This is a genomic window from Vannielia sp., from assembly GCF_029212645.1.
Lineage (GTDB): Bacteria > Pseudomonadota > Alphaproteobacteria > Rhodobacterales > Rhodobacteraceae > Vannielia.
Genome location: NZ_JARGND010000003.1, coordinates 115,287 through 127,008 on the forward strand (window position 1 = coordinate 115,287; position 11,722 = coordinate 127,008).

15 protein-coding genes are annotated in these 11,722 nt (G+C 64.2%); 3 read left to right on the forward strand and 12 right to left on the reverse strand.

Annotated features, from left to right (window positions below; genetic code table 11):
* Window positions 1-21 precede the first annotated feature (21 nt).
* From P1U55_RS02015 to P1U55_RS02050, 8 genes are all read right to left on the reverse strand, one after another.
* The gene (locus P1U55_RS02015) at window positions 22-1,296 is read right to left on the reverse strand and encodes a PAAR domain-containing protein (protein ID WP_301045804.1); all 1,275 of its coding nucleotides are present in this window, start codon (window positions 1,294-1,296) and stop codon (window positions 22-24) included.
* Between the two features lie 146 nt (window positions 1,297-1,442).
* Window positions 1,443-2,621: a peptidoglycan DD-metalloendopeptidase family protein gene (locus P1U55_RS02020; protein WP_301045805.1), complete on the reverse strand. Its 1,179-nt coding sequence runs from the start codon at window positions 2,619-2,621 to the stop codon at window positions 1,443-1,445.
* 51 nt (window positions 2,622-2,672) lie between these two features.
* Entirely contained in the window at window positions 2,673-3,326 is a 654-nt protein-coding gene (locus tag P1U55_RS02025) for a protein-L-isoaspartate(D-aspartate) O-methyltransferase (protein WP_301045807.1), read from the reverse strand.
* Window positions 3,323-4,108: a 5'/3'-nucleotidase SurE gene (surE, locus tag P1U55_RS02030; protein WP_301045808.1), complete on the reverse strand. Its 786-nt coding sequence runs from the start codon at window positions 4,106-4,108 to the stop codon at window positions 3,323-3,325. Before surE ends, P1U55_RS02025 begins: the two co-directional genes overlap by 4 nt.
* A 162-nt stretch (window positions 4,109-4,270) precedes the next feature.
* Window positions 4,271-4,915, reverse strand: a complete 645-nt coding sequence (locus tag P1U55_RS02035; protein ID WP_301045810.1) for an SDR family oxidoreductase — start codon at window positions 4,913-4,915, stop codon at window positions 4,271-4,273.
* A gap of 59 nt (window positions 4,916-4,974) precedes the next feature.
* Entirely contained in the window at window positions 4,975-5,241 is a 267-nt protein-coding gene (locus P1U55_RS02040; protein ID WP_301045811.1) for a hypothetical protein, read from the reverse strand.
* Between the two features lie 139 nt (window positions 5,242-5,380).
* Entirely contained in the window at window positions 5,381-5,995 is a 615-nt protein-coding gene (locus tag P1U55_RS02045; RefSeq protein WP_301045812.1) for a DUF2199 domain-containing protein, read from the reverse strand.
* A gap of 8 nt (window positions 5,996-6,003) precedes the next feature.
* Window positions 6,004-7,302, reverse strand: a complete 1,299-nt coding sequence (locus P1U55_RS02050) for an HlyC/CorC family transporter (protein ID WP_301045813.1) — start codon at window positions 7,300-7,302, stop codon at window positions 6,004-6,006.
* A gap of 316 nt (window positions 7,303-7,618) precedes the next feature.
* On the opposite strand from P1U55_RS02050, the gene P1U55_RS02055 reads away from it, so the two are divergent.
* Both P1U55_RS02055 and P1U55_RS02060 read left to right on the forward strand, forming a co-directional pair.
* Window positions 7,619-8,122, forward strand: a complete 504-nt coding sequence (locus P1U55_RS02055) for a DinB family protein (protein WP_301045814.1) — start codon at window positions 7,619-7,621, stop codon at window positions 8,120-8,122.
* Between the two features lie 309 nt (window positions 8,123-8,431).
* The gene (locus tag P1U55_RS02060; protein WP_301045815.1) at window positions 8,432-9,268 is read left to right on the forward strand and encodes a YdiY family protein; all 837 of its coding nucleotides are present in this window, start codon (window positions 8,432-8,434) and stop codon (window positions 9,266-9,268) included.
* Between the two features lie 62 nt (window positions 9,269-9,330).
* Here the strand turns inward: P1U55_RS02060 and P1U55_RS02065 are convergent, their stop codons facing one another.
* Window positions 9,331-9,969 (reverse strand): DUF1638 domain-containing protein, encoded by a 639-nt coding sequence (locus P1U55_RS02065; RefSeq protein WP_301045816.1) that lies wholly within the window; start codon window positions 9,967-9,969, stop codon window positions 9,331-9,333.
* Window positions 9,970-10,120: 151 nt separating this feature from the next.
* Between P1U55_RS02065 and P1U55_RS02070 the strand changes: the two genes are divergently transcribed.
* Entirely contained in the window at window positions 10,121-10,729 is a 609-nt protein-coding gene (locus tag P1U55_RS02070) for a TetR/AcrR family transcriptional regulator (RefSeq protein ID WP_301045817.1), read from the forward strand.
* A gap of 4 nt (window positions 10,730-10,733) precedes the next feature.
* Here the strand turns inward: P1U55_RS02070 and P1U55_RS02075 are convergent, their stop codons facing one another.
* The 3 genes from P1U55_RS02075 to P1U55_RS02085 form a co-directional block, all read right to left on the reverse strand.
* Window positions 10,734-11,057: a YbjQ family protein gene (locus tag P1U55_RS02075; protein WP_301045818.1), complete on the reverse strand. Its 324-nt coding sequence runs from the start codon at window positions 11,055-11,057 to the stop codon at window positions 10,734-10,736.
* A complete protein-coding gene (locus P1U55_RS02080; RefSeq protein WP_301045819.1) occupies window positions 11,057-11,272 on the reverse strand; it encodes a hypothetical protein in 216 nt (71 codons plus the stop codon). Before P1U55_RS02080 ends, P1U55_RS02075 begins: the two co-directional genes overlap by 1 nt.
* 57 nt (window positions 11,273-11,329) lie before the next feature.
* On the reverse strand, window positions 11,330-11,722 hold a 393-nt coding region (locus P1U55_RS02085), incomplete at its 5' end, for a cobalamin-dependent protein (RefSeq protein WP_301045820.1).

Sequence of the window (11,722 nt, forward strand, 5' to 3'; positions counted from 1 at the left end):
AGCAGGCATGTGCGCCATCGCTTACCAGATTGGATTGTCGGTGATGGCGATGTCGCCGCCATCCATGGAATCTGCATAATCATCAGCGGCCAGCACCCTGCCTTGCTCGTTGTTGCCGGTATCGTTGATGGTGTAGCCGATGGTATCACCGTTTTGATCAACAATCCCGCCGGTTGTGTGAACGGCATGACCACCGCCATTATAGGCCGGGTCATTCCAGAGACGGCCAGCATCATGGCCCGAAACAACGCCTTGGTTGTTGCGCAGCGCATCGTCGACCGAGTTGGTATTGCCGGGCGCCATATGGGCGGGCACGCCGCCGTTTTCGAGGATCACTTCCTCGCCACCGATGGGGGTGCCGCCGCGGCGGCTGTAGCCCGAGGGCGGTGGGCCGCCGGCGATGCCTTCCATGGTGCTTTCGTTGTTATCAACCCCGGTGGCCTGGTGGATGATTTGCTGCGAGCTTTGCACGGCGCAGTTTTCATAGCTTTGCTGGCCGGGGTGCAGCGCGCCGCCATCAGCCGGGTTGCCGATGATATCAACGATGACCGGATCGCTTTTGGCGGCCTGCGCATCAAGGAAATCCTGCCCGCCGGGGCCTGCCTGAACGGCATTGAGCTGGCGGATCTTCTCTTGCTGCTCGGCGTGGGTGCCGGTGACAAAGACATTTGGGCTGAACTCGGTGGCGGGGGTGCCATCGGGCATGACCACGGTGCGCGGGAAGGTGGGCGCAACCATGTGACCGATCAGCGCCATCGCCCCCACGAGCAGCGCGCCAAGGCCGGGTGAGCCGCTGTTGGCGCTGCCGCCGATCAACGTGGTGGGGTGGCCCGTGGCGATCTTGTTGGGCGGGCCGAGCGCTTCGAGGAGCGTATCGCCCATGCGCGCGGCTGGCAGATTGTTGACAAGCACGGTGGGAGAGCCATCAATCACCACGCCGGGGCCATGCGGTGGCACCGGGAAGGGGGTGGTGCAGGCGTGGATATCGGCGCCCATGGAGACCGAGGAGATCATCGAGGACATGGCCGAAAGCGCGGCGCCCTTGGCGGCCTCGGCGGCGGCTTTGGCGGCGGGGGCACCGGGTGTGCCCATGGCCGCAGTGGCGGCATTATCGGCGGCTTTTACCGCAGCATCGGCCACCTGTTTGGCCGCTTGCAGGCCAGCCGCAGCGGCGGCAGGCATACCGCGCCATTGCGGCTGCATTCCGGTGAAAACGGTGAGAGATCCGGGGCCACCTGTAAGCACGGGCGGCAGGGGGTGAGAGACGTTATCAAATATGCGTGCCGCGGGGGGCATGGCGAATGACCTTCATGCGATGCCCCCGGAAAAATGGGGGCGGAAACGGATTTGCTTATCAATACCCTCAATGTGGGCATTTTTGCGCCCCCTTGCAAGGGGGGCTTGCAAGGGGGCGTGGTCCGTTTGCCTTTGAGGGCGGGGGATCAGGGCAGGTAATCCGCCGGATCAATCGGGTCAACGCCGCGGCGCACCTCGAAGTGCAGGAAGGTGGGTTCCTTGGCTGGCACCGAGGCGACGACCTGTCCGCGCTTCACCCGGTCTCCCTTTTTGACCTTGAAGCCCTCAACATTGGAATAGACCGTGAAAATGCCGCCCTCATGGCCGATCAGCAGCACCTGCACGCCGGAGGCGGTTTCAAGGATGCGGGCGACGGTGCCCTTATCGGCGGCTCTCACGGGCGCACCGGCGCTGGCCTGAATGTCGATGCCGTTGCTTTTGGCCGAGAAGGCCCGGATGATCTTGCCATCCACCGGGGAGACAAAGCGGGACGAGCTGGCCGAAGCCTTGGTGGCCTGGGTGCCCAGATCGGGGCTGTCGGGGGTGCCGGGGGCCGCTTTTGCGGTGGAGGATTGGGTTTGCGCCGTGGTCGGCTCATCCTTGGGCAGCGGCTTGCTGGCTGAGGGCGGCGTGGGGGTGGGGCTGCCTTCGCCGGGTTCGCTGACGCTGGTGCGCCGGGCCGGTGCGGGGCTGGTGCTTTCCGGCGGGATCAGGAGGAACTGGCCGGTGCGCAGGGTATAATCATCATCCAGCCCGTTCCACTCATCCAGCGCCTTCAGCGACACACCGTAGCGGCGCGCGACGATATAGGCGGTTTCCCCGGCCACAACCTTGTGGCGCACCGGTTCCTGCCCGGTTTGGGCGTTGGATGTGCGGGTGGCGGGGGCCGATTGCTCGGCGCGGGTGATGGCACCATCGGCCAGCACGGCCACATCCACCTGCTCGGGCGGCTGGATCGGGCCGGTGACGGGCGCGCCGGTGGCGGGCGACGGCTCTGCCACCCGGCGGGGCAGGGCGAGCACCTCGCCCTTGTTGAGCGTGGCCCCCTCGGGCACCGCATTATAGGTGGCCAGTTCGCCCGCCGGCAGGCCGACGCGGGAGGCCACGGAGGTGACGGTATCGCCGCGCCGGGCCACGGCGACCTGATAGCCGGGATAGCTGAGGATGCCGCGGTTATCGGGATCTGGGCGGCTTTCGGTGGCGCGCAGGGCGGCTTCGGAGGTGTTAAACCCGCCTCCCAATCCACGGAAATCACTGTCGAATGTATCGCATCCTGCAAGCACGATCAGGCTTGCGGACAGGGCGATGGCTGTGGTGGCACGCATCGGGCTCGTTTCCTCAAATTTCGGTGGCCCCTCTTTTGGGGGCTTTCCTGACTACTCCTTACCGAGCCCCTCGAGCAGAGGCACGAAACGCACGTCACGCAGCTCGTCATAGCGCAGGCCCTCTTCGGTGCGGCGCACCCGAATAAGGCTTTGCACCGCGTCCGACTGGCCAACGGGCACAACCATGATACCGCCAATCCGAAGCTGCGCCAAGAGCGGTCCGGGCGGGTCTTCTGCGGCGGCGGTCACCATGATCTTGTCAAACGGCGCATGGTCGGGCAGCCCGTGCGAGCCATCGGCGGTAAACACGGTGACATTTGTGTAATCCAGCTGTGCAAACAGCGCCTCCGCGGTGCGGGTGAGGCGGCGAAACCGGTCAATCGTGTAAACCCGGCGCGCAAGCTGGGCAAGGATCGCGGCCTGATAGCCGGAGCCGGTGCCGATTTCGAGCACCTTGTCGCGCGGGGTGATCTCAAGCGCTTGGGTCATCAGCCCCACGACGGAGGGCTGCGAGATGGTCTGGCCGCAGGAAATTGGCAGCGGTGTGTCATCATAGGCGCGCTCAGAGAACAGCCCCTGCACAAACAGCCCGCGGTCGACCCGCTCCATCGCGCCAAGCACCGCCTTGTCGGTCACCCCGTGAGAGCGAATCTGGTAGAGGAACTGCATCTTGCGTTCCGCATCCGACACGCCGTCGTCACTCATCCCAGCGCCTCCTGCAAGGCGGCAAGGCTGGCGTGGCAGGTGAGATCGGCGCGCATCGGGGTGATGGCGACATGGCCATCAAGGCAGGCGCCAACATCGGTGTCTGGCCCGGTGTTTTCTTGCTGCGAGCCACCCTTGATCCAGAGGAACCGGCGGCCAGAGGGCGAAAGATGCGGCTCGACCGAGAAATTGGCTGTTTTTCTGCGGCCCTGGCGGGCGATCCTCATGCCTTTCACCTCGGCAGAGGGCACCGGCGGGAAGTTGACATTGAAGAAGCTGTGATAATCGTCGCCGCCCCAATTGCCATGCTCCAGCAGGGCTTTCACCACCCTGGCGCCATGCCCGGCGGCGGCTTCGAACGGATTGGCGAGGGTGGCGTTGTCGGGGCCGTAATACTGCGAAAGCGCCACCGCCCGCACCCCTTGCAGGGCTGCTTCCATCGCCCCGCCGATGGTGCCGGAGTAAAGCGTGTTCTCGCCCGCGTTGTTGCCCCGGTTCACGCCGGAAAGCACCAGATCGGGGCGGCCATCGTCAAGCACATCGTAAAGCCCCGCAAGCACGCAATCGGCCGGGCTGCCCTCGGCGGCATAGCGCCGCTCGTCCAGTTTGGCGATCATCGTGGGGTGCGAATAAGAGATGCAATGGCCAACGCCCGATTGCTCAAACGCCGGCGCCACCACCCAAACCTCGCCCTCGGGGCCAGCCACCTCGGCGGCTATGGCCTCCAGAACGGCGAGGCCCGGGGCATTGATGCCGTCGTCGTTGGTAATCAGAATGCGCATGGTGCCCCCCAGTATGTGCTCGATCGTTGGCTGCTACAGCCTCAATAGGGGAGGCCGGGGGATGCCACAAGCGGAAGGGCGCCGATGGGGCGGCTCCAACCTGCATTTTCTTGCTGTAAATATCCACGGCGCAGCATCTGCCAGGGGCGCGGCGCTGGCCGTTTAGCCAAGGATCTGCGGCAAGAGGCGCGCGGCCTCCTCGCCCGGTGCGGCGAGTGGGGCGCGGTCTTCACCGGGGTGAAAGCGCGCACGGGTGGCGGTGGCCATTGGCGCGGGCTCCAGCACCAGCACGCGCGGCCCGGTCTTGACCGTTTCAGCCTGCCAGCCCCGCACCAGCGCCATTTGCCCGGATTTGGTGCTGCCGTAGTGGCCAAAGAACTTTTCGCCGCCCTTGGCATCCTCAAAGAACACCGCCGTGCCGTTACGCGCCAGCAAAAGCGGCTCCACCAGCGAGATCAGCTGCCGGGTGGCGGTGAGGTTGGTTGCAACGCTCTTTTGCCAGTCTTTCTCATCAAGGTGGGCGGTGGGGCCAAGCGGGGCGGCGTGGATGGCACTGTGCACCCAAAGATCAAGCCCGCCCCAGCGCCCGGCGATGGAACCGGCCAGTTGGTCCATTGCAGGCTCAACGCCAATGTCCATCGGCGCGAGCGTGGCCGCGCCGCCCGCCGCGCGGATGCGATCATCCAGCTCTTCCAGCGCACCGGTGGTGCGGCCAACGGCGATGATGTGGTGGGTGGGCGCAAGGGCCAGAGCGAGGGCCGCGCCAAGGCCGCGCGAGGCACCGGTGATGAGAGCTGTTTTTTCCATGCGGTGGGGTTTGGCGCGGGGGGCGGGCGGCGTCAAGGGGCGCGAGGGGCCGCGTGGGATCAGCCGGGCAGGGACAGGGTGAGCCGCTCCTCGCCGTTGACCAGGGTCAACGAGGTTTCGGTGAGGCTGCGCACGGTGCCAAGGGCGGTGCGCGCGCCCGGCGTCACCGGAACGATCCGCCCATTGGGCAGGCGCAGCAAGGCGCGGCGATCCGTGGGGCTGCCAACGATAGCGATCACGGTGGTCGCGGTGAGGGTGAGCGCCGCCGTTTCGGTGGCGATTTCACCGGCCTTGATCTGCGCGTCGGTTGAAGTGTCTTGAGCCATATGCCGTATCCAGTCATGCGCCCCGGAGGGCACCGGGGCAGAAGGCGGTGCTCTATGATGCTGCGGTGCAGAAAGATAGGGGCCGGAGGGTCACGGCGCAGTGATATAGGGGTGTTGGGCGGATACTTGCCGAAGGGCTTCAGGGTTTTTCGCCCAGGTGGCCGCGATAATCCTGCCCTGCGGCAGCATAGAGGGCGAGGATCGCGTCAAAGCTGATCCCTTCCTCCTGCCCGGAGCGCAGCGGCCCATCATGGGCAAAGAGCAGTGGGCGGGTGCCGGGCTGAGACGGCATGACGGCACAGGCGACCGGGCGCATGGGCGGGGTGGCGGGCAGGGCATTGGCCAGCACCGCCTGACAGCCATCAAAGGGCGCTTGGGGATCGGCATAGGCGGCAAAGGCCTCGGGGGCGATCCGCGCCCAGGGACCATAGGCAAAAAGCTCATCGCTGCCTTGCAGGGGCATCGGCAGGGTGGCGCGGATGAAGTAGGCGTCTTTCAGGCGGCAAAGATCCGAGGTGAGCCGATCCCGCCCGACTTGCCAGATCACCTCGTCCTGATCGGCGTGCGCACCGTGGGGCCAGGCATCGGGGTGGTCATAGGCGATATCCTGCAGGCCGGGGCCTTTGAGGCCGCAGCAGGGGCAGGTATATTCGGGGTCGTTGAAGGCGCGCCAGCGGCGATCGGCGGCCAGCGGCGGCATGGCGGCGGCGCGGGCCTGTGCCTTGGTGAACCAGTCGGGGCAGGGCAGTGTCATGGCGCGGCTCAGGCGCGGGCCAGGGGGCGCAGTTTGAGGCGGGTGAGGCGGTTATCCTTGCGCGCGACCACCTCGAAGCGGAAGCCATGGAAGGAAAACACCTGCCCCACGGTGGGGATGGATTGCGCCTCGTGGATGACCAGCCCGGCTACGGTGTTGGCCTCATCGTCGGGCAGGGACCAGTCATTGGCGCGGTTCAGATCGCGGATCGTCATCGCGCCGTCCACGATCCAATCGCCGCTGTCGGTGCGGCGCAGGGGGTGGTCCTCGTCGATGTCAAACTCATCGGTGATTTCGCCGACGATCTCTTCGAGGATGTCTTCCAGCGTGATCAGCCCTTGCAGGGTGCCGTATTCATCGACGACCAGCGCAAAGTGGGTGTTGCGGCGCAAAAACTGGCGCATCTGGTCATCGAGCGTGGTGGTTTCGGGCACGAAATAAGGCTCTTTCGCCACATCGAGCACCGAGAAGCTGCTGAGCACATCGGGGGTGCTGCCATGGTCGGTCGCCAAGCGGTGGATGGCGCGCAGCAGGTCTTTGGCATGGATCACGCCGACGATGTTTTCCTTGTCACCATCATAAAGCGGCAGGCGGGTGTGGCGGCTTTCGAGCGCCTGGGCGAGCACTTCCTCCGGGGCGTCCTCGACGTTGACCATCTGGATCTGCGAGCGGTGGAGCATGATCTCTTCAACGGTGCGCTCACCTAGGTCGAGGGCGCCAAGCAGGCGGTCGCGGTCTTCCTTCTGGACGACCCCTTCAGAGTGGCCGAGCGCCAGCGCCCCGGCGATTTCTTCCTGCACCGAGAACATATGGCTATCGGGGTCTGTCTTGACGCCAAAGAGGCGCAAAAGCTGGCGCACCAGAGCGCGGATGGCGCTGACAACGGGCGAGAACACAAGCACCACCAGCCGGATTGGCCGGGCCACGCGGGAGGCGGCGGTTTCGGCGTTGGTGATCGCGTAGGTCTTGGGCAGCACCTCGGCGAAGATCAGCACCAGCAGAGTCATGATGAGGGTCGCCATCGCCACGCCGCTCTCGCCGAAGAGGCGGGTAAAGAGGGCGGTGGCCAGCGAGGTGGCGAGGATGTTGACGAGGTTGTTGCCCAGCAGCACCGAGCCGATCAGCCGCTCGTTGTCTTCGGTGATGGTGAGCGCCGTTTCGGCCCCCCCGTCGCCCTTGTCGGCCCGCGAGCGCAGCTTGCCGCGAGAGGCGGCGGTGAGCGCGGTTTCGGAGCCGGAAAAGAAGGCGGAGAACAGCAGCAGCGCGGCGATAGCGCCAGCGGTGAGCCAGAATGCGGTGTCGATCACGGGAGAGGCCGGGGTTGCATCATAATGGGTGCCGTTATGGGGCGCGGGCGGGGTGTGATCAAGGGGAGAAGGGCTTGTTGTTGTGAGAGCACATTGCGCTGCGGGCCCTCATGCCGCTGCCGGAAACATGCCCGAGGGGCGAAAGCCGGGGGCAATGGCTCAGCCAGTCAAACACCCGGAACTTATCCTTGGCGGGCGCGGTGGTGCAGCGCACAGGAAACCTGCCATTGCGCCCGCGCCGCCGCGCCGCAAGCAAGGCAGGTGGATTGACAGGGGGCGACGGCGCGGCAAGGTTTGGCGGCAAGGGAGGCACAGGATGATCGGTGTGGAATGGGTGCGCCTGATGGCGCGGTATAACAGTTGGCAGAACGGGCAGGTGATGGCGGTGGTCAAACGGCTGCCCGAGGCAGAGCTGGTGGCGGATCGGGGGGCGTTTTTTGGCTCGATTTTGAGCACGCTCAACCATCTGGTCTGGGCGGATCAGCTTTGGATGCAGCGGTTTGACGGCGGTGAGGGGCCGCAGGTGCCGCCGGAAGACAGCACCCGATGCTGCCCCACGGCGGCGGCTTGGGAGGCAGAGCGGTTTCGGCTGGATGGGCGCATTCGGGTGTGGGCGGCGGGGCTGCGCGAGATTGATCTTCGCGGTGATCTGCAATGGCGGTCGGTGTCGGCAGGGCAGGAGTTTCGCAAGCCGATCGGGGTGTGTGTGACCCAGCTTTTCAACCATCAGACTCACCATCGCGGGCAGGTTCACGCGATGCTGACCTCGATCGGCTCGGACCCCGGCGTGACCGATCTGCCGTTTTTGCCCGGAGAATAGGCGGTTTTCGCCGTTTGCGCGCGAAGCGGCGCGATGAATTTGGGTGGGGCGCAGCACAATTCAAGGCACACATTTGATGACACCCTGAAACCCATGCGGAGGTGACGTATGGGTAAGGGTAAATCTGTTGAAATCATTGGATAAACCTCGGGCGCCTTCCCGCTCATGTGTTTGCGGTAACACGGAAACCCCGCTCACGTTTTCGTATGCGTTTCGTGTCATTACAAAGGCGCGAAAACACACCATTTATCAGCTCAGGCCGCGCACCCAAGTCGCCGCGGGTCACCCTCACCTGAAGGATGAGTTGATATGAAAACGATGATGAAATCCACCCTGTCGGCCCTCGCGCTGGCATCCATTTCGAGCTTTGCTGCGGGGGCTGCGCTGGCTCAGACCACCACCTTTGACAACCGCGATGCGGCTGCCGATGCAGTGGAAGATCTGCAAGAAGACATCGAAGACGATTACGAGCGCGACGTGACCTTTGGCAACATGGGCCGCAAGATTGGCTTTGACGGCTCGGTCGCCCTGCGCGCTGCTGCCGAAGATGGCAACTCTGACAGCTTTGACATGGGCATCGGCTCGAACCTTGGCTATTACGATGGCACCAATGGCTATGAGCTCAACATGCTCTACAGCTACGGCGAAGCCAATGGCGTGACAGACACCGAGAGCCTGCTCTACAGCCTTGAATACACTCGTGATTTTGGTGGTCGCTGGTATGGCTACGCCGAGATCCAAGGCTCGCAGGACGATTTTGCGAGCTACACCCGCGACACCTTTGCCGGGTTTGGCGTGGGCTATAAAGCGGTCGAGAATGACAACCTGTCCTGGTATGTGTCGGCTGGCCCCGGCTACCGTTGGGCTGAGCTGAGCGATGGCTCCGAGTTTGACGAAAGCGCCGTGAGCCTTGGCTCCAACCTGTCGACCCGGATCACCGATACGGTGTTCCTGACCAACGACACCGATTTCATCTTCTCGGAGAGTGACACGGTGATCTACAACGACTTCGGCGTGAACGTGAAGATGAGCGACGCGCTGGCCCTGCGGACTTCGATCGGCACCGAGTACCACACCGATCCGCTGCCGGGTGACGACTCCACCGACAACACCTTTGGTGTGTCGCTGGTCTACTCGCTGAACTAAATCGCTCGGATTTCCCTCCTAAGCGACGAAGGCCCGCGCCGAAAGGTGCGGGCCTTTTGCGTTCAGGGGGCTTGGGTGGCCAGCGCGGTGGCCAGATCGCCGTAGCCGGTGAAGCGGCGCTCAAACGCAAGGCCAAGAGTGGCGGCGTGGGTTTTGGCCTTGGCTGTCAGGGCCGGGTCATCGACCTGGGCGAGGTAGACCAGCTTGGTATAGTTGCCAAAGTAGATGTCGCGCAGCTCGGGGTGGCGATCAAGGCCGAGGGGTTTGGTGACGAAAGCATCAAACTGGCGGGTGAGAAAATCGGTCAGGTAGAAGGCGGTGACCTCGTCTTCATGCTGGGCGAACGTCGCGTTGCCCTCAAAGAAGCTGTAGCAATGCGGGCCGGCGATCATCTCGACGCCAAGTGCCTCGCAGCGGGCCTGAAGCAGGCCGCCGGTGCCGCAATCGGCGTAGACGATATAGATGGTTTCATAGGCGTCGCGGTGCTTGGTGACGGCGGCTTCCACCGCGTCGGGGATCGCCTCGGGGCGGTTGTGCAGGATGGCGGGCAGGCAGGTGAGGGACATGTGCTGCCAGCCATTGGCCTCGATCAGGGCCAGAATTTCACGCGCCAATGCCCCGCAGGCGACGAGCAGAATGCGGCCCTTTTCGGGGGCGGCGAGGCCGGTTTCGGTGAGGGTGCTGTCAGATGGCAGAGACATGGCGCGGCGGCTCCTTCTGGGGGCAGGGGTGGGGTTTATTGGCGGGGGTTGTCAAGGTGGGGTGGTTATTGACCGCGGTCATTTTGGTAAGTAATTGACCGTGGTCGATAATGAAATTGACCATGGTCGATAAACCTGCGAAATCCCCGGCATGATCAAGGACCGCAGACAGCCCAAAACCCAAAGCCGCACCCTGCGGACCCGCGCCAAGCTGATCGCAACCGCAGAAGCCCTTGTGACAGCAGACGGATTTGCCGCGCTTAGGGTTGAGCAGGTGGTGCAGGGGGCGGGGGTGGCCAAGGGCACCTTCTTTGCGCATTTCCCCGACAAGGACGCGCTGATGGAGCGGCTGATTGCGGCGCGGCTGGACGCGGCGCTTGACCGGCTTGATCCGGCGCAGCGCCCCGAAAGCCCAGACGCACTGGTGGAGGCGCTGGCCCTGTTTATCAAAGGCGCGACCGCTGAGCGCTATGTGCTCGATCTGGTGATGCGCCGCGCCATGGTGCCGCCCCGCGCTGATCCCGGCCCGATTGCGCGCGCGTTGGCGCGGCTTGATGGGGTGCTGGTGCAATGGTTTGGCGGCTTTTTCGGCGCACCGCCGTTTCGCACCGATCTGCCCCCCGAAATGTTGGCCGAGGGGGTGCGGGCATTGCTGATGCAGGCGATGGAGCTGAAATTTTGCTCCCGGCATGGCAACACCAGCGCAAAGGCGCGGCTCAAAGGCTATGTGGATGCCTTCCTGATGCCGCCAAACGCCTGAGCGGTTAGCCTGCGGGCGAAAGCCTGACTGCTGTGCCATAGGCCACGATCTCGGAGGCGCCCTTGGTGATGGCAGAGGTTTGCATGCGCATGGAGATAATAGCGTCAGCCCCCAGCTTTTGCGCCTCGGCCTCCATCCGGTCCAGCGCCTGCTCGCGCGCGCCCGCCATGAGCGAGGAGTAGCCGGTCAACTCTCCGCCGACGAGGGTTTTCAAACCGGCGACGATATCGGTGCCAAGGTGCTTGGACCGCACCGTCGCCCCGCGCACGAGGCCCAGGGTTTCAACGATCTCGCGCCCGGCGATGGTTTCAGTTGTTACGATCAGCATCAGTGCTCCATGTCATCATAATGGTCCTCTTCGGCGCTGCCGACCCGTTCGGCCAGGACCCGGTAGGCGATATAGGCCACGAGGGCCGCCGGGATGAGGGCAAGAAAGCCAAAAGGCACGGTGAAGGACAAAACGAATATCCCGGCGACCCACACCAAGGCGACCGCGCCACAAAGCACGGCGACAACGATCAGAACGAGCGTATCAAGCTTCATGCGTGTCTCCTGTGGGCAGGTAAGCCACGCGGGTGGGGGCAGGGATGGCCCAGAGGATCACCCTGCCAGTTGGTTGTGCTTGCGGGCCACGAAATCTTTTGCGGTTTCCACGGTAACGGCGGCATCGCGGCAGTAGGCATCGGCACCGATGGCCTTACCGAACTCTTCGTTCAGGGGCGCGCCGCCCACCAGCACGATGTAGTCTGAGCGCTTGCCTTTCTCGACCAGCGTGTCGATCACCACCTTCATATAGGGCATGGTGGTGGTGAGCAGGGCGGACATGCCGAGGATATCGGCCTCTTCGCGCTCCAGCGCATCAATATAGTCTTCGACCGGGTTGTTGATGCCCAGATCAATCACCTCGAAGCCCGCGCCTTCCATCATCATGGCGACAAGGTTCTTGCCGATGTCGTGGATGTCGCCCTTGACGGTGCCGATCACCATCTTGCC